Below are 20936 nucleotides of genomic sequence, written 5' to 3' on the forward strand. Positions count from 1 at the left end.
GATGCCTGGCGAACCCTCGAAGAGATTCGCCAACTGGCGATGCAGACATGGAGCGACCGAAACTCGATCTCGGCTTCCTTCGAAAGCCGGAGGAAGCCGCCGGCTTTCGAAATTTTCAAACGGCTGCCCCGGACGAACTGCGGCTTATGCGGCGAGCCGACCTGTCTCGCTTTTGCTGTAAAGGTCTGGGCGGGAGAAATCCCCGTAAGCCTGTGCTTCCCTGTCTTTCAGGAAGGCGGGATTTTTCAGCGCTTGCGAGAACCCTTGCTTGAAATCTGTGCCGGGATGGGGATAATGAAAACGTCAATAAACCCGAGAAAATAATGGCGGAGGTGGAATATGTCACAATTTGAAATAATGGGATGAACTAAATGAGGCGATTGCGAACTGCCGACAGTTAGTCGGCGCATGCTGAAATTTTCTGACAGTACACAGGTCCGCGTTAATGGGTTGGTCGAGATAATGGCCGATCTTTACTCTAATGGCAGACAGGCCAACCAGGAGGCCGCCGAAGAGATTATCAACAGGCTGGAGGGAAAAAACTATATTCCCTCGTCTTACCTCGCCCGGAAAGAGTATATTTATGTCCTGTTGAAGGAGTACGAGGAGTACATAAAAGGTAGAGTCGACAGCAACCCGCAACAGGGGATTATTCCGGGGAGATAATACCATTTTGCGGAGGGCGTATGCAGTACCTGGATCAGGAAAGGTTGTCTGCGCCGGCAAATGAACTGGGCGACGCCGAGCTCATACTATTTAAAACTGGCTTACGTTAACTTGAAAATGCGTACATAAATTATTGATATGCAATGGTTTATTTTTTTCAAAATCGCCACGGACGCGGCGGAGCGCGTCCCTCCAGACAAATTTTATGAACATTAAACTGCGTTTTCAGCCTTCGTGGTGCCTTCTCTGGGATATTCGGTAGTTCTCTCCCTAATATATGCAAATACTGAAATATAAATAAGCAAAGACAAAGGTTGGGAAAGCTATTGATTATTCTTGTTATATTTGTAACTAAAATTATTTCTTGACAAGGCCTTAGACGAGGCCTATATTCCTACACGGAAATATAAAGGAGATGTCATGAAGGAAGTTGTTGCTCGGGCAAAGGAATGAAATTTCTGACTGAAGAAAAACAATATGCAAAATCCAGACTCATTCTCTTCACGGTCATGATCGGCGCGTTCATGTCCATGTTCGACAGCGGGGTGGTCAACGTCGGCCTTCCTGTCATTGCCGAGCAGTTTCGGACGGATATCAGCGCCGTGCAGTGGATCGTTTCGATTTATCTGCTGGTGATGTCGGCGCTGCTGCCGATTCTGGGTACCGTGGCCGACCACTTCGGCCGCCGCAAGATTTACAATACGGGATTTTTCGTGATCTCGATCTTCACTTTGCTCTGTGGTTTTTCTACAAACCTGCCCATGCTGATCGTTATGCGGATTCTTCAAGCCGTCGGCGGAGCGATGGTGATGGCAAACGGGATGGCGATTGCTACCGAAAATTACCCGTCTTCCGAAAGAGGCAGAAATCTCGGGTTGTTGGTGACAATGATGGCCATCGGGAGCATCGCCGGGCCGCCGTTAGGCGGGATAGCGATCGGCCTCTGGGGGTGGCGGTCGGTCTTTTACCTGACCTTTCTCGTCTCCATCGTCGGGTTCATCGTTTCCTATATCTCCATTCCCCGCGACCGAAAAACCCGCAAGGTCGGCTATCGATTTGACCTCGTCGGCTCTCTGTTGCTGGTCGTCTCGGTCGTCACGTTCATCTACGGGTTTTCCAATGTCGCCGGCATGGGCATCGGAACCCCGCTGGTCTTTACGAGCGTTTTGGTCTTCGCGGCGTCGTTCATTCTTTTTATCGTCATTGAAAAGCGAAAGATGCATCCCGTGGTCCATCTGGACCTTTTTCAAAATTGGATTTTTTCAACCTCGGTCATTGCCTCATTGCTTTCCTTTGTGACGATGTTCGCCCCGGCCGTTTTGATCCCTTTTTATTATCAAAAAGTTCTGGGAATTTCGCCCCAAACGGCCGGTATGTACATGATGGCGTTTCCGGTGGCGATGGCGGTGGTGTCGCCCTTCAGCGGCGCCCTATCCGATAAGATCGGTTCAGCCATTCTGACGACGGCGGGGTTGGTCATCAACGGAATTGCGTTGATTTTGCTGGCAAATATCAACCTGCAAACCCCGATTGTGCTGATTTTGATCTATGTGGCCCTCATGGGGCTGTCGCTGGGGCTGTTTCAGTCGCCCAACAACAGCGGGATCATGGGGAGCGTTCCCAAAAATAAGCTCGGGGCGGCCAACGGGATTACGCAATTGATAAAAAATATCGGCATGGTGATCGGGATTGCTTTTTCGGTTTCCCTCTTTACCGCGTTTTTGGGGACAAGTCCCATCCAGGACGGATCGGCGTTTCTTCAAAGCGCCAAATATGTGTATTATATCGCTGCCGGATTGAGCTTTGTTGGCGCGATGGTTTCGGCGGTTCGCAATAAACGGTTGAAAATTATGGAGGAGTGAAAAGTGAAGCAAGAAGTTTCTGATGAGAGCAATGGCGCCGGATCTCTCGACGGGGTCATTAGCGAGGGGGATTGTCGCCATTGACGGTTGTCCGATGCATTGCGCCCTGAAAACACTAAAAAAGGCCGATTTTGAAGTGGATAAACACATGACCCTTTCCAAGGACTTGGAGATACCGAAAAATTTCAACTTGAATTCGGCAACCGACGCGGCGAAGATCGCCAAGGCGATAGAACAGGGAATCATTGAAGTTTATAACAAATAACAAGAGGAACACCGACATGGGACACGAACATGACCACGACCCCGGCCCCGGTCACAACCGCAGTCACGAACAGCCGGAGTCGCTGAAGAATCTGATCCTCGCCATCATAATCAATGGGGGGATCGTAGCTTTCGAAATGGTCCTCGGCCTGATCATTCAGAGCATGGCGCTGATCTCGGACGCCGTCCACAACCTGAGCGACATCGCTCACATGCTCTTCAGCTACTGGGCGGAGAAGGTTGCCCACCGTCCCGCGAATGAACGGAAAACCTACGGCTATCGGAAAATCGAGTTCATCGCCGCCTTCGTCAACAGCATCGGTCTGTCCGTTGTGATTGCCTTTGTCTTCTGGGAGACCCTCAAGAGGTTCACAGCGCCGACGGAAGTTCCCGGTCAGGTGATGCTCTGGGTCGCCGTCGTGGCCTTTGTCGGGAACGGGGCGGCCACTTTCCTGCTGCAGAAGATTTCGGCGCGGAATATCAATATGAAAAGCGCCTGGCTCCATTCGCTCCAGATCCTGCCCGCCTCGGCAGGGGAGATGGAGCATTGCAACCACTGCAATTGAGAAGTATCACGCGTGATCTTTACCGTGTCCCTGCTTCAGGAGGGAAAAATGGAAAAAGAGCGAGTATTGAAAGGGGATAAATTGATTCACGGCTATACGCTGGAATTGATTGAACCGCCCTGCAGCCCGGGAGCGAAAGAATGGACTGCAAAGGCGCATCTCGAAGACAATATTGCCGGCTTGCTGCCCTATCTGAACGCCGAATTCATGAAGGCGTTAAAAATCCCTTTTGCCGTCAAAGTAGGCAAACTGAACATGCAGAAGGTGTATTTGGGAAACACAATGACCGCTTTTTTGCAGCGTCTTTTGCCATTCTCTGGCATAACTCCTTGTTTGCAAATAGCGGAGATAATATCAGTTTATTAAATTCCTTGCTGTATGGATCGGCATTCCGGGCATTGACCAATTTTTTTTCCGAAATAACCGATTTGTTCTTCAAAAACGAATGAAGAAAAGGTTTTCAGATAACAATCGGCATCATTCTGATGTTAGTTTCATTCAAGTTGATCTGAACCCCGTACATGATTTCATGAACGATTTTGGTCAATAAGTTTGAGCCAGAGGGGAATAATTTAAGGAGCGCCTCTCGTCCAGACGGAGGGGCGGGTATCGCGGCGAGCAGGCAGGCCCGAGGAGGCGATGTTGGATTTTTGGAGCGGCAAGACACCCTGCTGGGACTTTCTGGGGTGTCCGGAGCAGGTGTATTCCCGGTGTGCGGCCTATCGACGCCGGGAACGACCCTGTTGGGAGGTTGCGGACACTCAGTGCAGGAAGATCCTCAATTTCGACTGGGAATGTCGGGATTGCAAAGTATTCAGGCTGTACGACCGTTCCGATGAGTGACCGCAAGAGAATGCACTCATGAAAGAAAGTTGAGGTATGCTGTTGGAAAGTCGCTTTCGGTGCGCTTCAGTTCAGGACGCGGATTGCCGTCGGCAAAATGAAATTGTCGATTGGAATACCACCCTTTAGCCGTACTTACAAAGAAAAATAGAGGTTCATACGGTTGATGCGCACTTTTTGATTTTACTGAAATAGATCAGCCCTGACTGCTCGCTTTCATACCCTACGAGTCAATGACGCTCATTGACGAATTTGGGTGAGGATTACCGCTTATAATCACGCCTCACCAAATTTAAGACCCTTTGGTGTCATTATGATCTTCCGGGTTCCTATTGGAGTGCACCCAGCTCCTTGCATATGGAGTGATATTTCTCTTTCATAGATATCTCTGATAGAAGTCATCAACGATTTCAATCAGATCTGGCGTCAGGCGTTCCCGGGCCTGTTTTTTGATGCTTTCGGGCACCCCACCGTAGAACGCCTCGGCGATTCCTCCTGTAATGCACGCCAGGGTGTCGCTGTCGCCGCCCAAGGAAACGGCGTTACGAATGGCGTCCTCATAGGTCGTCGAATCCAGAAACGCAACGATCGCCTCCGGCACCGTTCCCTGGCACGACACGTCAAAGGCGTAGCCGGGACGAATCTCGTCCACGGTGCGGTTCAGGTCATAGCCAAACTGTACGGCGATGCGGTTCCGGATCTGTTCTTTGTCCTTTCCCGTTCTTGCAAGAAAGATCGCGATCGCCGCTGCCTGCGCCCCCTTGATGCCCTCCGGGTGGTTGTGGGTCACTTCGGCAGTCAACTTGGCCTGTCGTAGGACTTCCTCTTCCGTAGCAAAGGCAAAACCCACGGGACTCACGCGCATCGCCGCACCGTTTCCCCAGCTGCCGTAGGGACGCGGGGTATCGGAGGAAAGCCAAAGGAAGAATTCGCCGCCGTAACCGGCCTGCGCATAGCGCCTACCCATGTCATGGAGGGCTTCTCCGTAAGGCCGTCCATGACAAATGGCACGGCCAATCGCCGCCGTCAGGACCGTATCGTCGGTGAAGCGACTAAGGTCGGTAAAGAGGCCAAACTCCTTGGTCTTAATCGGTCGATGTTCGTAAACCGACCCGATAATGTCTCCCGCGATGGCGCCAATCATCTCCTGCTCCCTCCCTCTGATAAGCGTCACCTTTGTCAACGGACCATTGAAAGTGCGCCATTTGTCTGTCCTTTCGTCGCAAAACCATGACCCGCTGCGGGGAGATCATGGTCTGTCGTAGGTTCCTACAAGGCGATTCATGCCGAGCACATGGGGCTCGATGCGCTCCAGCAGTTGCCAAAGGGTAAGATCGTTGTCCAGGTTGAGTTCCGCATCCAGGGCGAACAGGCAGAAGAAATAGTGGTGCACCCCATGCCCATTGGGTGGCATTGGCCCCATGTAGCCGGTGTTGCCGCGGCCGTTCAGCCCTCTGGTGTATTCTGAGACTCCTTCGGACAAACCGGTCACCAAGCCCGGAATGTTATAGAGAACCCAGTGGACAAAACCATAGGCGCCTTCAGGCGAAACCAGGGGGGCGTCGGGGTCATGGCAGGTGACTGCAAAAGAGCGCGTTCCTTCCGGAACTTGCCTCCATTGCAGTGGCGGCGATACGTCCCGTCCTTCGCCGGTGTACTTTGCCGGGATCCTTTCGAGGTGTTTAAATGCGGTGCTTTCCAGTTTCAATTTTGATAAAGCAAATCCCATGATATTCCTCCTTACTAAACAAGATCGGGCAATTGCCGCGAGCGGATGAGGGCGCCGCAGAGCTTGTAGAGGATGCGGGCGCCGACGTTGCCGTCCCATTCTCCATGCTTTCCCGGGGCCACTTCGCACAGATCGAACCCCACAATCCATCTTTCGCTTTCGGCCAACCGCTCGATCAGATAGACACCCTGTTGATAGGTCAAGCCGCCGGGGACCGGGGTTCCTGTGCAGGGACAGTTTGTGGGATCCAAACCATCAATATCGAATGACACATAGACATTCTGCGGCAATGCCGCGATGATCCCGTCGACGATCGTCTTATAGGCGCCGCCTTCCGCCAGGGCGCGGAAGATTTCATCGCTGTAGAATGTCGTGATCCCTGTGTGAGCTGCCGCGAGGCGATGCTCGGCCTGGGAAAAGTCGCGAACGGCGACGGAGACAAGCTGGGTGACCACAGGGATCTCCTGCAGGGCATTGAACATGATCGATGCGTGGGAATGAATGAATTCTTCGTAGGCATCCCGCAGGTCATGATGCGCATCGATATGCAGAATCCCAAACCCCGCTTTGTCGAAACGCTGCGCCAGGGCCTTGAGCAGGCCGAGCGGCGTGCTATGGTCGCCGCCGATCAGGCCGACGCATTTGCCCTTCTCCAGCCAGCGGTTGGCGAGATCTTCGGTCCTTTGCATCACTTCCCGGGTTGCCTCGTTCACCTTGGCAAGTGCCTTGGAATCGACCTTTGCCGGGCCCTCGGACTCGATCGTTGCCCCGAAGATGCCCCCCTCCTGTGAGGCCGGCAGTCCCAGTGCCAGGTGTTTCAATGCGTCTCTCGTTTTCTTTGAAGCCATGGTATCTCCTTTTCCCCGGTGCCTCCCGGGCGATGCGTCCCCGCTACGCCGCCTCGGTCGATTTTTGGCAAGGCAAGATCCCTTTTGCGTCCATCGACCCTTCCGGAAGGTCTTTCCTGCGGAAAAGATGTTCGGGAATGAATCGCGTCCTTTGGTCCGCATGCGTGACGATGAGCCGATGCATGGCGCGCGTGCAGGCCACGTAAAGCAGGTTTCTGTCCAGTGCGGTTGCGTAGTGATCCGCCGTCGCCTGGGGCACGAGAACCTGGTCGAATTCCAGTCCCTTGGCCAGATGGGCGGTGCAAATCACCGCGCCCTGCCGGAAGGTCGTGCTGCCGGCGGTCAGCCGATGCACACCCGGCGTCGTCGCCTGGAGGTCCCGGTGCAGTTGCTCCGCCTGCCGGTCCGTCTTGCAGATGATCCCCAGGGTGCGGTAGCTGCGTTCCGCAAATCCGGCGATCGCCTGCCCGATATAATCCCTTTCCGATTGAAGGTTTTGAAAAGCCAAAACCAGGGGCGCCTCCCCGTGGCGCTCGACGGGAACCAGGTCGGCGTTGGGCGAGATGCCCTGGGCGAACTGGGTGATTTCGTAGCTCGATCGGTAGCTCTTGCAGAGTTTGACCACCTCCGCCTGCCGGAAGACCTGGCTGATCGTCTCGGCCGACGAGGCGCTGAAGGGGTTGACGGACTGGTTCACGTCCCCGAGGATCGTTTTTTCGCAGGGGAAGAGCCGGGCGATCACGGCGTACTGCACCGGCGTGTAGTCCTGCATTTCGTCGATCAGCAGATGCTTGACCTGCCGGCGCCGAACCGGCTCCCCGTCCAGGAGCAGCTTGAGATAGATGAGGGGGAAGACGTCGGCGTATTCGAGCGCGCCGTTTCGGGCGGTCTTGAAGAGCTCGGGCCGGCCCAGCCAGGTAAAGAATTCCCGGTAGAGGGTTCGCAGGGCGGCGTTCCGGTACATTTTTTTTACCGAAGCCCTGATTCGGTCCCGTTCCTTGGCCTTGACCTCATGGCGATATTCGACCCAGAGGCGGTGTTCGACCATCTCGGCCGCCCACCGCAAACGCTCCGTCACGGGCCTGCCGCGCCGCTGCCGGAAGGCCTCGGCGATGACCCCGGCCGGAACCAGCCGACCGCCGATCTCCACATCGACAGGGGAAAAACGCGCCTGTTCCACCTGCGCGCCATAGGCCTCCACCTGATGGAGAAAGGCCAGGGAGGCCTTCGCCTCGATTCTGCGCCCCATCCCTTGATCCCGGGTTTCATGCAGCAGGGCCGACTGTTCGATGAAGGTCTGGAAAGGGTATTTACCCTCCACGAGTTCCCTGGCCAGCTCCTCCATCCCCAATTCGCCGATCTGCTCCTCCCCGAGTTCCGGAAGGACATTGGAGATAAAATCGGCAAAAACCTTGTTCGGCGAAAGGATCAGGATGTCCTGAGAAGTCAGGCGATCCCGATGCCGGTAGAGCAAGAAGGCGATCCTGTGCAGGGCGATCGACGTCTTGCCCGATCCTGCGACGCCCTGGATGATGAGGACCTTGGCCGCCTCGTTGCGGATGATGGCGTTCTGGTCCCGCTGGATCGTGGCGACGATGGTCTTCATCCGCTCGTCGGAGTTCCGGCTGAGCTCTTCCTGGAGAACGTCGTCGAGGATGCTGATCCCGCTCTCCAGCATGAAGAACATCCGGCCCTCGCGGATCCGGAACTGGCGCTTCAGGAGTATCTCCCCGACGACGGGGCCCGCCGGCGATTCGTAGCGCGCCGCGCCCGTTTCATAGTCGTAGAACATCGTCGCAATGGGCGCGCGCCAGTCAAAAATCAGGTGCTCCCCCGCCTTTTCATCCGAGAAGGCGTGGAGGCCCACATAAACCGGCGTCGGCGGCGTCTGGTCCCCTTCGCACCGGAAATCGAAACGTCCGAAATAGGGCGACGGGAGGAGCTTGCCCAGGCGGTTGCGGGCCGCCTGCGCCATCTCGCCGCTGAGGACCATCTGGTGCGCCGATTGCCGCGCCGAGACCTTCTCGACGTGATCCATGTCCGCCTTGTGCTCCCACAAATAGGCCTTTTGTTCCTGAATCTCCTGAGCGTAGCGCCTTACCCGTCCGCCGAGCTCCTCCAGCGCGTCGGCGAGTTTCCGCTTCACCGATTCAAGATAGGCCTTTTCCGCTGATTCCGACGGGTTGATCATTCTCATCTCTTCTCCGCCAACGTCTGGCAACGGAGGCAAAAAAGCGTCTCGGGCCTTGCCCGGAGCCGCCGGTATCCGATCGGCTCGTCGCACCGGCGGCAACAGCCGTACGTGCCTGCGGCCGCCGCGGCCAGGGCCGCGACGATCTGGTGGATGCGCTGTTCCTGGGCGGCCGCACCGGCCTGGGCCATTTGCTGCTGCTGAATGGCGTCCACCCGGGAGATCCTCCCGATAGGAAGTCCTAAATCCACAGGCTTTCCGCTGTTCCTCGAACCCTGGAGGGCCTCGGCGAGTTCCGACCGCAGCCCCTCCAAGAGGCCCGTCAGCTCTTGAATCTGTTCAGGGGTGAGTTCATCCACGGCTTGTCCTCCTTTCTCAGAATGACCACACGGTCGCCGTCATCGAAGATCCTGCTAAATCCGAAGGCGCGGCACAGAAAATCGAAGGTCCGGGCATGATAAAAGGACACGTGCGTCGGATCCCGCGCGTAGTGCCATTGGGAAAAGTGCGCCAGATCCTTCCACTGCTGGGTCATGACGATCAGCAATCCCTTTTCCCGAAGCAAGGCCCGGATCTTCCGGATTTCCCTGCCCGGGTGAAAAAAGTGTTCAAACGCCTCAGTCGAAAAGACGAAATCGAAGGTTTTCTGCAAGGGATGATCGACAAAAAAAGGGTCGTAGTCCTCGCAGCCGATCCCCTCGCGGCGCAGCAACGCCGAGAGGGTGGGAACCGGGCCGCAGCCGTAATCCAAGCCCGTCATGCCTGCGGTCAGGAATGCGAGCGCCGGATCGATGGCGCGGCGGAGAAAGCTCACGTATCCCTGATGCTCGATGCCGTTTTGGTGGGTGAGGTAGCGCGACCTTTCCTCCTGCCGGCCGGGGAAATGCACCGCGCTTACGCCGATCAGGCCACAGCGGTCGCACAGGAAGTAGCGTCTCTCGTCCAATCCGCCGACGGGCTGCAAGCCCTCTCGGGATTGACACAATCGGCAGATCACGCGTTCAGTCTCCATGTTCCGTCGTTCGCCGGTGCCGGCCGGGACATCTCTTCGGCAATCACGGCATCGCTGATCGCCTTGCCGCCGGAAAGGGATCACGGTGCGCAGAAAACCGTTTTCCCGATCGGTCATTGAGATCAGGCGGGCCTCCGTTGCCTCGCAGAGCATGCAGGGCTGACAACAGGCCACAGGTTCGTTCATCATCTCGTGTTTCCTCCTTTTTCGTCGTTCCTCCAGAACACCAGGCTCGTCCCCTTGAGGTGTCTCAACCCCAGGCTCCGCTGGGCTTCGATCTCCTCGATCGCCCGGGTCACCCCTTCCCAGACCCCATAGTCGTGCCAGACGATGATGCCGCCGACCGCCACGAGGTCCAGCGCCCGATCCGTATCGGACAATACGTAGTCGTAGGCGTGCGAACCGTCCACAAACACCAGGCTGCACCGCCTTCGGAAAGCCGAAAAATCGAAAGCGGCGGAGTCCCCCAGGAGCTGGGTGATCCGGCCGGCGCTTTCGGGCCGGTTTTCGCGGTGCTTCCTGTACCGCAGGCCGGGCGTCGGCTTGTCGACAAAATGGCGCTCTCCCGAGGCCAGGGCATATCTGGGCTCCGTATCGGGGCGCAGGTCGAGGGTGAAGATGCGGCACGTCCGCGGGGCGTTGATCGCCAGGTTGAGCGTGGTTCGGCCATCGAAGGTGCCGATCTCGAAGAGGGTCGATCCCTCCGGGCAGTTCGCCGCCATCTGGGCCAGAATACCCAGCTCGCTGATCCGGACGTTTCCGTTTTCCGACCGATGCTCCAGAAGGTGGATGGGTTTGGGCGTAATGCACCGACGCCAGGAAATCGATGGCAGATGCGTATCCTGCATGAAAGCGTCCGCCTTTCCCAAGCGCCTTCGCCAATGATCCCGCCACCGTTTCGACAGGGCCGAAAAGGGGAGGTAAAGGTGGGTGGCATATAATCCGTGAAACCTTTCCGTCAGCATAGGGTCTCCTTTTCCGCTCCTTCGTCCATTGTGGTTTTCTCCGATGCTGTCCCCAGTACAAGGCCGGCGCGTTGCCGGCGGTTGTTCCCTTTGTCCTTCACAGACGCTCCTTGATTTTGACGAAGCCGATCTCCGGCCATTGTTCCTCTACTACGAACGGGAGGCGGTATTCGCTTTGGGCCAGGTAGGTCAGAGCTCCTTCCGATTTGCCTTTTTCGGCAATAAGCTAATATGTTTATGTAGATGACGGATCCGTTGGGACCGTCAAAGGCCTTTGTCGGGGGGTAACCATTTACCCTCGACAAACCTCTTTCGTTAGAACCGCTGATTTGTCTCTTGCAGGACGGGTCTATGCGCACCCGAACGCCCTGTCCAGAGAGGCGTTAAAGTCGAAAAGAATGGGCTAAGAGGCTTTTTTCGTACTAAAACGGGGATGTCGAGACAGGGAATGCTTCTCTCACGGATGTCGAGCCTGCGTTCAGGGTGGCGTCACGCCGATAAAGAAGTTGAAGGTCACAATCACATGCTTGGTATGCGAAGAAAAGGACCAGCTCGGTGGATTCATACTGCTCATTGATAAAAGATCTCCCGTTGGCATTGATTCATACCTTTTGGGGACGGTTCTGTCAAGACAATCCTTCAGACATGCCTTTCAGACGTTTTGCTGATTTCAGGAAGCTACGCAAGAACCGGATGAACCAAAATTGAAAAATGCCTGAAGAGGAATGGCAGTGGAACGGGCGGCGGCATGCGCCGGCGCGAAAACGGTCCTTTTCACCGGGGATGCCAGCCACGGGCTTTCCTACTTTCCCTTCCGGAAGGCCGAGCGTTCGCTTCTCGAAAAAGTCAATCCGGGAATGGATTCAGAAAAAATCCTTGCGCCGTTAGAAATCTGTTAGAAAAATCCCCCAAAAATGCAAAAAAGGGATTAGCCGCTTTGGCTAACCCCCTGATTTCTTTGGTAGCGGGGAGAGGATTCGAACCTCTGACCTTTGGGTTATGAGCCCAACGAGCTACCGGACTGCTCCACCCCGCGTCATTTAATATTCGGAGCCTATAACGCACGAGCCGCCTATTGTCAAGGTTTATTTCAATTTGCGATAGTTTTCTTGACTTAAAACATAACCTTGCTATTATCGCCGCTGATTTTATGAGAGTCATCAAAGAAACGATAACATCTTCAAACTGATAAAGAGGAAATGCTCCGTGAAAAAAATCCTGAATAAATTGCTTTCCGTATCGCCTTTGAAGATCGCTGTTTTGGTGATAGCGGTCGCCATAGTCCTCTTTTTTATTGATTCCAGCTTCCTGCGCTTTATGGAATTAAAGGCCTTCGACTTGCGCACCGTCTCCCGCGGAGCGGTCCCCGCGGGGCAAGAGACCGTTATCGTAACCATTGATGAAAAGAGTCTGAGCGAATTGGGAAGATGGCCTTGGCCGAGAACAACGATTGCCGAGCTTACCAAAAAATTAAAAGAACAGGGCGCCAAGGCTGTCGGATTTGATATAGTTTTTGCAGAGCCGGACAATAACTCCAGCCTTAAAACGGTACAGGAAATCCTGCGTGATGTTAAAAATACCGGCGCCGACGGCAAATTTACCAATATCCTGGAGAAGAAAAAAAATGAGGCGGACACCGACGCCCTCCTTGCCGAATCCATCGCAAAAGCCCAAAATGTAACCCTCGGTTATTTCTTTCATCTCAGCGCAAAAGAGGTTGGCCATCTGCAAGAGGCTCAGATCAAAGCTTCGGAGGAGGCGATCGCCAATGGCCGTTTTTCGATGGTGAAAAGAACAAAAGAAGCCGACGAAAGGCCAATAGTCCATGCCTATGCGGTGCAGCCCAATCTCCCGGTCATATCGGAAGCGGCTGAAAATGGCGGATACTTCAATGCCTTCCCCGATAGGGACGGAATTATCCGCTGGTCGCCGCTCGTGATTAAATTCCGTGACAACTACTATTCATCCCTGGCGCTTTCGCTGCTCGTTCAGTATCTGGAATGGCCCATGCTTGCCCTGAACATAGCCGATTTTGGAGTGGAAAGCATCCGTCTTGACAAGCTTCGAATACCGACTGACGAGGAGGGCAGACTGCTCATCAACTACCTTGGGCCGCCCAAAACATTTCCCCACTATTCGGTTTCGGATATCCTGAAGGGGCGCATCCCCCCCTATAAAATAAAGGGAAAGATCGTGCTGGTCGGCGCCACGGCAACGGGCATCTATGACATGAGAACCACCCCCTTCAGCTCCTTTTATCCGGGTGTGGAGATTCATGCAACCGTCATCGACAATATCCTGCGCCAAAATTTTCTTATCCACTCCGGATGGATAAAATTCATTGATGTCTGCATTATTGTCATGGTCGGTCTGCTTATCGGATTTCTGCTCCCCCGCCTGAAGGCAATGGCGGGAATGGCCTTGAGCGGTTCGCTCATCGCGGCCTTTATAATCATCAACACTAATATCTTTATCCATTACAACGTCTGGATGAACATGATTTATCCGTTGCTCACGATGATTGCCTCCTATCTGGGAATAACGGTTTATCGCTACGTAACGGAAGAACGGGAAAAGAAGAAGATCCGGGGCGCCTTTCAATACTACCTGACCGCTTCCGTCGTAAACGAAATATTGAAGGACCCCAGCAAATTAAAACTGGGCGGCGACAAAAAAAACCTGTCGGTGATGTTCTCCGACATCAGAGGCTTCACCAGCATTTCTGAACAGCTCGCCCCCGAACAGTTGGTACAGCTTTTAAACGAGTACCTGACCGCCATGACGAACATCGTCTTCAAGCACGAGGGGCTGCTGGACAAATACATCGGTGACGCGATCATGGCTGTTTTCGGCGCCCCGCTGGACCAGCCCGACCATGCCCGGCGCGCCTGCCTGACCGCCGTGGAGATGATGTCGGAATTAAAACGCCTGCGAATAAAGTGGGCCAGTGAGGGGTGGCCGCCGATAAATATCGGGATCGGGATCAACACCGGTGATATGGTAGTAGGAAACATGGGCTCCGAAATGCGGTTTGACTACACAGTCATGGGAGACAGCGTGAATCTTTCCTCCCGGCTGGAGGGAACCAATAAAGAATATGGAACAAACATCATCGTCAGCGAGTTTACTCACGAAATCGTGAAGGATGAATTTTTCTTCAGGGAATTGGATGCCGTTCGTGTTAAAGGGAAAAAACTGCCGGTACGGATATTCGAGCTGCTCGGAGAACAAAAAGACAAGGCGCAATGGCAAGGATTTGCAGATATCTTCGCAACTGGTCTGCAATCGTACCGGGAGGGCAGATGGGATGAAGCAATAGCCCAATTCAACAAGGTTTTAGGGGCAAAACCGGGTGATTATCCGGCACAGCTCTACCTCGAGCGCTGTGAGGCGTTAAAAGAGAATCCTCCCGAGGGCGAGTGGGACGGCGTATTTACGATGACAAAAAAATAATTGCCGGTGGGGCGCTTTGACCGGCGGATGGAAATATTTTAATGACTCTTCAGGAAACACAGCCGTATCGAAGTTGGGTAGAGGTTGACCTCGGCCACTTTGCCGCAAACTGGAAGGCGATAAAAAGGCTCCTCGCACCCGGCGTTCAGATCATGCAGGTTGTAAAGGCGGATGGCTACGGCCACGGGGCGATTGAAATATCCAATGCGGCCCTGCAAAACGGCGCCTCTTTTCTCGGCGTCGCCAACGCCGATGAAGGCGTTCAGCTGCGCGTCAGCGGAATAACCGCACCGATCGTTATCCTCTCCCCCGCGACAGCCCCGGAAATTGAGCAGATCATCAAATACAAGCTGACACCCTCGGTTTCCGCCTGGGATTTCGCCCGGGAACTTAATGAAAAAGCTCACAAGGCGGAACTTGTCGTACCGGTGCACATTGAGGTAGATACCGGCATGGGCCGGGGGGGAATGCTTTGCAAAGAGGCACTGGAGGCCATCCGGGGAATCGCCGCCTTCCCCAATCTGAAGATAGAAGGGATCTTCACCCATTTTTCGGAAAGCGAAATCACCTCTTTCTACAACAATTTGCAGGGAAAGGCGTTTCAGGACATGTTAACGCGCCTCGAGGCAACCGGCTTGAATATCCCGATTCGCCACATCGCCAACAGCGGAGCAATCGTCAACTATCCGCAGTACAACCTCGACATGGTGCGGCCGGGGCTTATAACCTATGGCATCCATCCTTCTCCGGAGACAACGGAAAAGCTCGCGCTCAGCCCGGTCATGAGCTTCAAGACACGGGTGGCCCTGATCAAGAATTTTCCCGAGGGGTACGGGATAGGCTATGGACGGACCTTCATAACGCGAAAACCGACACGCATCGCTACGATCCCCGTAGGCTACGGCGACGGCCTCAGTTGGCTGCTCTCCAATAAGGGCGAAGCGCTCGTCCGGGGCAAAAGGGTTCCAATCGTCGGACGAATCTCGATGGACATGTGCACGCTCGACATAAGCGGCCTGGGAGATTGCGCAGTGGGCGACGAGGTCCTGCTGATGGGAAAGCAGGGAAACGAAACGATTACCGCCGAAGAGATAGCCGCAAAATCGCACTCCATCAGCTATGAAATCCTCTGCGCCGTCGGCAAACGGGCGCCGCGGGTCTTTTGCCGGGACGGCCGACCTGACCGGATAGAACCGCGCCTCCGTCGCATTTTTATCCCCGGCGAGGAGCGGTCGATCGCCAGAATTGATGGAATTATCCGTAGTTGCTTTCAGGCACGGGCGAAAAACGACGAACTGGGCAACGCGATTTACAGTGAGATGTTTGAACTTCTGTTCGGTAAAAACGATCGGCGCCTCGATTTGAGAAACAACTTTTGCTACGCTGTCACATTTTCCGAATTTTCTGCTGCGGAAATTGACAAAAACCCGGCCCGCAAAAGCTCCTTCAAGGTAACAACCCATATTGAATACACAAAAGAGCTGCGAAATTCGCAATTCATGATTGGCTGCGCCTTCAATGATGAACAGTTGGCTGCGCTTTTCGAAAACGGTCTTTGCGAATACCGCTGGCAGATGAACAAAGAAGATGATTTGGGAAAAGATGTTGATTTCACGGTAAAAACTGTCATTATCGATAACGAAAGCATTCCCCTGCTCAAAACCGCCACATCCGAAAACGGGTTTGAGGCATGGTTCGGAACGGACGACCTGCGGAAAAAGATAAACACCCTTGCCCGCGTCGCGATCGAGATCGAAACCAAGCAAAATAAGGAGAATCGGTTATTTTCCGCCTACGTGGTATATCCGACAAGGGGCGTGCAGATCTCGTTCGACTACCGGGGAACGGGCATAAAAAATGTCCGGGATGTCTGCTTTTTCTCCGGGAAAAACCACAATCCGGAAATACTTCGCATACCGGACGAATCCGTTACGCTGCGCCTGCCCGAAGACTCGTGGATATTTCCGACCAGCGGCGTTACCTTTTTCTGGGATCTTTAAAACCGGGCGCAACAGGTACATTTATTACTATTTCAAGGGGTCATTTTTGTGGATAAATTAAGAATAGGCGTAGTTTTGGGGGGAATGTCGTCTGAAAGGGAGGTTTCCCTCAACAGCGGCAGAAATGTTTACGACAATCTCGATCGGGACACATACGAGCCGGTCCCGATTTTTATGGATGCAACAGGGCGTCTCTGGGTGATTCCCTGGCAGCTCATCTCGCAGAACACAACGAAAGATATTGCCGAACGTCTTGAAAAGGAAGCGCGGCGCATTTCCTATGAGGGTCTAAAAAACGAAATTGATTTCGCCTTCATTTCGCTGCACGGTAAATTTGGCGAAGACGGCTGCCTGCAGGGGCTCATGGAGTTGCTCGGCATTCCTTACACCGGCGCCGGCGTGCTGGCCTCCGCGCTCGGCATGGACAAGCATATTCAGCAGAAAATACTGCAAGCCGAGGGGCTCGGCGTCCCCCGCAGTATTTTAGTCCCGGAACGGGAGTGGCTGGAAGACCCACAGAAAATAACAGGAGAAATTACCGATGTTATTGGTTTTCCCTGTTTTGCCAAACCACCCCGGGAGGGATCGAGCATCGGCGTTACGCTCGTGCGTAACGCAGCAACTCTTGCCGCCGGCATCACCGAGGCCATGAAGTGGGACCGAGCCGTTCTCGTTGAGGAATTTCTCGACGGAACGGAGTTTTCCACAATAATACTGGAGGAAGATGGCGAATATCAGGCCCTGGAAGTAACCGAGATTTACCCTCAGAGCGAATATTTTACCTATGACGACAAGTACATGCCCGGGCGTTGCCGAAAATTTACCCCGCCCAGAAATATCTCGGCGGAAGATGTGGAAAAGATAAAGCAGGAGGCCATCCGCGCCTTTCGCGCCCTCGGATTTCGCTCCTATGGACGGATAGACGGATTTTATATGAAAAACGGCCGGATATTGATTACCGACCCGAACTCCTCGTCCGGCATGGCGCCCTCGTCTTTTTTCTTTGAGCAGGCCGCAAGCGCCGGGATGCTGCCCTCAATGATCATCAGCCGCCTGATCGAAAACGCCCTAATCATCCACAAAGAAAAAAAGGGGCCCCTCTAAAGGACGAGCTCAAAACATCCCGCCGTTTACTGAAATTACCTGGCCGGTAATGTATGAAGAATCGTCTGAACAGAGAAAACGAATTACCCTTGCCACTTCTTCGGGACGTCCGAGACGTCCCATCGGGATCAGCTCTTTTATTTTTTGCCGGGGGATGCCCTTTGTCATTTCAGTGTCTATCGCCCCGGGGGCAACTACATTTATTCGGACTCCGAATCTTGCAGATTCAGCGGCAATGGTGCGGCTGGCGGCAATAATGCCGGCCTTGGCCGCCGCGTAATTGGCCTGTCCCGGGTTTCCGACCAGAGCCGAAACAGAGGACAAAGAGACAATTGTCCCCTTTTTACGGCGAATCATCCCCCGCAAGACCGGTCTCGTCACATTGTAAAAACCGTTTAGGTTCGTCTCGATCACCCGCTGCCAACTGGCAGGGGACATCGTCATGAAAAGCCCGTCCTCCGCAATTCCGGCGTTATTTATCAATGCATCAACGTGCCCCAGCCGCTTAAGCAGATCATCCATCGCCTGCCCTGTCTCATCGGCGCAGGCGATGTCAAACTTTACCGCCTCCGCGCTCCCGCCCGCCTCCCTGATCACTCTGAGCGACTCCCCGGCAGCCTCGTCGTTTTGCCTGTACGTGATTGCGACCTTATATCCGTGCGCGGCCAGATCAACGGCAACGGCCCGGCCTATTCCCCGGCTTCCCCCGGTGACAATCGCAATGAGCATCTCCCCCATATTTCCGTTTCTCCATACTTGCCGCTCCTGTGAAAAGTTATTAACATTTCACGCTCCGCGGCTTAGGACAAAATTTACTTTTGACGAAGGCATTAACTATACTTTCCGAAAAGCTGTGTCAAGAATTCTTCCAGTTTGCGAATCCCGGCAAACATCTCAGCAAAACTTATTGACAATATTGAATGCATTGAGATAGAAGTATAACAGTAATCTGCCTTCATCATTACATATAGATAGGAGTACTTTAAATTACGGTGATTTAGCATTACTGCAAGGCGAAAAGGGAACTTTCAGGCAATAATTTATCACCCTTTTAAAAAAACCGGAGAGACCGGTTTATAATTGTCAACAACTTGGGAGGGAAAAATGAAGACAGCAAGATTATATTTGTTGGTTGTGGCTTTTGTCGTCATGCTGACGGGGCTTGCCTTTGCCGGACAGACTTTTGACAACGTTAAGGCGAAGGGTTATGTAACCGTCGGCGTTAATGGCGACCTTTTCGGGTTCGGAAAACCGAACGAAAAAGGGGTATGGGGCGGCCTTGATGTCGATACCGGCCATGCGATCGCGGTCGCGGTCTTTGGGGATGCCAGCAAGATCAAGTTCATTCCCTTGACAGCCGTCCAGCGTTTCACCGCCCTGCAGGCTGGCGAAATAGATGTCCTCTGCCGCAACGCGACCCAGACGCTCGGGCGCGACACGGAGCTCGGCCTCGATTTTGTTCATGTCAACTATTACGATGGCCAGGGTTTTCTGGTTCCCAAAAAACTGAATATAAAAAGCGCCAGGGAGCTTGACGGCGCCACCGTTTGCGTTCTGCCGGGCACCACCACCGAGTTGAACGTCGCCGATTATTTCCGAACCAACAAGATGAAGATGAAACCGGTCGTTATCGAAAACACCGCGGAGCTTGCCAAGGCCTTCTTCGCCGGCAGATGCGACGTACTTACCTCCGACGCATCGCAGTTGGCCGGAACAAGGGCCGTCGCCCCCCACCCGAGCGATTATGTAATCCTTCCCGACATCATTTCCAAGGAGCCGCTTGCCCCGGCCGTACGGCATGGGGACGACCAGTGGCGAGACATTGTTAACTACGCGGTTATGGCCATGATCGAAGCCGAGGAACTCGGCATCACCTCCAAAAACGTCGATCAGATGCTCAAGAGCAATAATCCCAACGTAAAGCGATTTCTCGGGGTAACGCCGGGCAATGGTAAAGCCCTCGGCGTCAATGAAAAATGGGCATACAACATCATCAAACAGGTGGGAAACTACGGCGAGGTGTTTGAACGCAATGTCGGTGAAAATACGCCTTTGAAGATTAGACGCGGCCTGAACGCCCTCTGGAATAACGGCGGCATAATGTACACGCCGCCCTTTAAATAAATCCCTGCCCCTCCGTTTGGGACGATCATGGACGGCAGGGACGGGTTTATCACCCGTCCCTGCCAATGGCTCTGTATGTTGTTTCTATTTTCTTGTAAAGTGCGCGGATGAGAAAAAACAGGGACGCGAATTCTGTAAACGGCATTGAAAGCAAAGCAAACCTTCTGAACGATCCCAAGTTCAGGTCTATCGCCTACCAGCTTTTAGCACTCCTGACAGTTGGCATTGTCGGCTATTACCTTTTTGCCAATACTTCCGCAAACCTGAAAAGACAGGCCATCGCAACTGGCTTCAGTTTTCTTCAAAAAGAGGCTGCCTTTGAGATCGGCGAAGCGGTGATTGCCTATTCGCCCGCTGATACCTACCTGAGGGCTCTTTTCGTCGGCGCCTTAAATACCGTCAAGGTCGCCTTTATCGGCATAATTCTGACCACAATCCTCGGGACATTTATCGGGATAGCGAGGCTTTCCAAAAACTGGCTCGTCTCCCGACTTGCCGGCGCCTATGTCGAGCTATTTCAGGATATCCCTATTTTGTTGCAGTTGTTCTTCTGGTACAGCCTTTTCTGCGAGATTCTGCCCTCGCCCAAGGCCGCAATCGCGCTCGGCTCCGGCATCTTTCTCAGCAATCGCGGCATGTTGCTGGCTGTACCCGAATGGAATCAAGCCTATCAATATGTCCTCGTCGCCTTCGCGATCGGCATTCTGACGGCTTTTTTCGCGCGGCGCGCTGCCCGCAGCCATCAGAAAAAAACTGGCCAGATATTGCCCACTCTCAGTATTTCCTCAGCGATAATCGTCGGTTTTCCCCTTTTTGTCTGGCTCTTCGCCGGGGCGCCTCTGAAAATGAGCGTCCCGCACTTAAGCGGCTTTAATTTTCAGGGAGGTCTTGCGGTAAGTCCGGAATTCTCCGCTCTCTTGCTGGGGCTCGTTCTCTATACGGCGGCCTTCGTCGCGGAAATAGTCAGAGCCGGGATTCAGGCAATCGGCCACGGACAAACAGAGGCGGCAATCTCGCTGGGGCTGAAGCCTTCTTTGGTGCTGAGGCTGGTCATCCTGCCCCAGGCCCTGCGGGTGATTATCCCCCCCCTGACCAGCCAGATGCTCAACCTGACCAAAAACAGTTCCCTTGCCGTCGCCATCGGCTTTCCGGATTTCGTATCCGTAGCCAGCACAACGATCAACCAGACCGGACAAGCCATCGAGGGAATTTTGATGATCATGACTGTCTATCTTTTTTTCAGCCTGGTCACCTCGCTTTTCATGAACTGGTACAACAAGAAAATGGCACTTGTGGAAAGATAAAGACG

The 20936-nt window shown here is 54.0% G+C and carries 20 protein-coding genes and 1 tRNA gene; 12 read left to right on the forward strand and 9 right to left on the reverse strand.

The features are described 5' to 3' along the window. The first annotated feature begins 39 nt into the window (after window positions 1-39). The 6 genes from K0B01_05710 to K0B01_05735 all read left to right on the forward strand — a co-directional run bounded on the left by K0B01_05710 (window position 40) and on the right by K0B01_05735 (window position 3724). Entirely contained in the window at window positions 40-324 is a 285-nt protein-coding gene (locus K0B01_05710; protein MBW6485633.1) for a hypothetical protein, read from the forward strand. A gap of 84 nt (window positions 325-408) precedes the next feature. Then, entirely contained in the window at window positions 409-666 is a 258-nt protein-coding gene (locus K0B01_05715) for a hypothetical protein (protein MBW6485634.1), read from the forward strand. A 449-nt stretch (window positions 667-1115) separates the two neighbouring features. Next, the gene (locus tag K0B01_05720; GenBank protein MBW6485635.1) at window positions 1116-2528 is read left to right on the forward strand and encodes an MFS transporter; all 1413 of its coding nucleotides are present in this window, start codon (window positions 1116-1118) and stop codon (window positions 2526-2528) included. Window positions 2529-2550: 22 nt separating this feature from the next. After that, window positions 2551-2793 carry a putative zinc-binding protein gene (locus K0B01_05725; protein MBW6485636.1) on the forward strand — a complete coding sequence of 81 codons (243 nt, stop codon included), beginning with the start codon at window positions 2551-2553 and terminating at the stop codon, window positions 2791-2793. Between the two features lie 16 nt (window positions 2794-2809). After that, a complete protein-coding gene (locus K0B01_05730; GenBank protein ID MBW6485637.1) occupies window positions 2810-3358 on the forward strand; it encodes a cation diffusion facilitator family transporter in 549 nt (182 codons plus the stop codon). 48 nt (window positions 3359-3406) lie between these two features. Beyond that, window positions 3407-3724: a hypothetical protein gene (locus K0B01_05735; protein MBW6485638.1), complete on the forward strand. Its 318-nt coding sequence runs from the start codon at window positions 3407-3409 to the stop codon at window positions 3722-3724. A gap of 853 nt (window positions 3725-4577) precedes the next feature. On the opposite strand, the gene K0B01_05740 is transcribed toward K0B01_05735, so the two are convergent. The 7 genes from K0B01_05740 to K0B01_05770 all read right to left on the reverse strand — a co-directional run bounded on the left by K0B01_05740 (window position 4578) and on the right by K0B01_05770 (window position 10946). After that, entirely contained in the window at window positions 4578-5345 is a 768-nt protein-coding gene (locus K0B01_05740) for an ADP-ribosylglycohydrolase family protein (GenBank protein MBW6485639.1), read from the reverse strand. 105 nt (window positions 5346-5450) lie between these two features. Next, a complete protein-coding gene (locus tag K0B01_05745) occupies window positions 5451-5930 on the reverse strand; it encodes a YbhB/YbcL family Raf kinase inhibitor-like protein (GenBank protein ID MBW6485640.1) in 480 nt (159 codons plus the stop codon). A gap of 14 nt (window positions 5931-5944) precedes the next feature. Beyond that, complete coding sequence (locus K0B01_05750) at window positions 5945-6778, reverse strand: arginase family protein (protein ID MBW6485641.1); 834 nt, start codon at window positions 6776-6778, stop codon at window positions 5945-5947. 43 nt (window positions 6779-6821) lie between these two features. Beyond that, the gene (locus K0B01_05755; protein MBW6485642.1) at window positions 6822-8975 is read right to left on the reverse strand and encodes an AAA family ATPase; all 2154 of its coding nucleotides are present in this window, start codon (window positions 8973-8975) and stop codon (window positions 6822-6824) included. Next, complete coding sequence (locus tag K0B01_05760) at window positions 8972-9328, reverse strand: TraR/DksA C4-type zinc finger protein (GenBank protein ID MBW6485643.1); 357 nt, start codon at window positions 9326-9328, stop codon at window positions 8972-8974. The genes K0B01_05755 and K0B01_05760 overlap by 4 nt, the downstream gene beginning before the upstream one ends. Continuing rightward, the gene (locus K0B01_05765; protein ID MBW6485644.1) at window positions 9292-10170 is read right to left on the reverse strand and encodes a class I SAM-dependent methyltransferase; all 879 of its coding nucleotides are present in this window, start codon (window positions 10168-10170) and stop codon (window positions 9292-9294) included. Before K0B01_05765 ends, K0B01_05760 begins: the two co-directional genes overlap by 37 nt. Further along, window positions 10167-10946, reverse strand: coding sequence for a class I SAM-dependent methyltransferase (locus K0B01_05770; GenBank protein MBW6485645.1), 780 nt, complete (start codon window positions 10944-10946; stop codon window positions 10167-10169). Before K0B01_05770 ends, K0B01_05765 begins: the two co-directional genes overlap by 4 nt. A gap of 725 nt (window positions 10947-11671) precedes the next feature. Here K0B01_05770 and K0B01_05775 point away from each other — a divergent pair. Further along, on the forward strand, window positions 11672-11845 hold the full coding sequence (locus tag K0B01_05775) for a hypothetical protein (protein MBW6485646.1): 174 nt from the start codon (window positions 11672-11674) through the stop codon (window positions 11843-11845). A gap of 60 nt (window positions 11846-11905) precedes the next feature. Here the strand turns inward: K0B01_05775 and K0B01_05780 are convergent. Continuing rightward, window positions 11906-11982: transfer RNA gene (locus tag K0B01_05780), tRNA-Met, on the reverse strand. Window positions 11983-12152: 170 nt separating this feature from the next. Here K0B01_05780 and K0B01_05785 point away from each other — a divergent pair. Genes K0B01_05785 through K0B01_05795 form a run of 3 tightly spaced genes read left to right on the forward strand, consistent with a single transcriptional unit; the run spans window position 12153 to window position 17503 of the window. Beyond that, window positions 12153-14399, forward strand: a complete 2247-nt coding sequence (locus K0B01_05785; GenBank protein MBW6485647.1) for an adenylate/guanylate cyclase domain-containing protein — start codon at window positions 12153-12155, stop codon at window positions 14397-14399. A gap of 41 nt (window positions 14400-14440) precedes the next feature. Further along, a complete protein-coding gene (alr, locus tag K0B01_05790; protein MBW6485648.1) occupies window positions 14441-16399 on the forward strand; it encodes an alanine racemase in 1959 nt (652 codons plus the stop codon). Between the two features lie 48 nt (window positions 16400-16447). After that, entirely contained in the window at window positions 16448-17503 is a 1056-nt protein-coding gene (locus K0B01_05795) for a D-alanine--D-alanine ligase (GenBank protein MBW6485649.1), read from the forward strand. A 9-nt stretch (window positions 17504-17512) separates the two neighbouring features. On the opposite strand, the gene fabG is transcribed toward K0B01_05795, so the two are convergent. Then, window positions 17513-18241 (reverse strand): 3-oxoacyl-ACP reductase FabG, encoded by a 729-nt coding sequence (fabG, locus tag K0B01_05800; protein MBW6485650.1) that lies wholly within the window; start codon window positions 18239-18241, stop codon window positions 17513-17515. A 366-nt stretch (window positions 18242-18607) separates the two neighbouring features. Here fabG and K0B01_05805 point away from each other — a divergent pair, with 366 nt between their 5' ends. Both K0B01_05805 and K0B01_05810 read left to right on the forward strand, forming a co-directional pair. Then, the gene (locus tag K0B01_05805; GenBank protein MBW6485651.1) at window positions 18608-19627 is read left to right on the forward strand and encodes an amino acid ABC transporter substrate-binding protein; all 1020 of its coding nucleotides are present in this window, start codon (window positions 18608-18610) and stop codon (window positions 19625-19627) included. A 107-nt stretch (window positions 19628-19734) separates the two neighbouring features. Continuing rightward, entirely contained in the window at window positions 19735-20931 is a 1197-nt protein-coding gene (locus K0B01_05810) for an amino acid ABC transporter permease (GenBank protein MBW6485652.1), read from the forward strand. Window positions 20932-20936 lie beyond the last annotated feature (5 nt).

It is taken from the genome of Syntrophobacterales bacterium (assembly GCA_019429105.1).
In the GTDB taxonomy this organism is placed as follows: Bacteria; Desulfobacterota; Syntrophia; order Syntrophales; family UBA5619; genus DYTH01.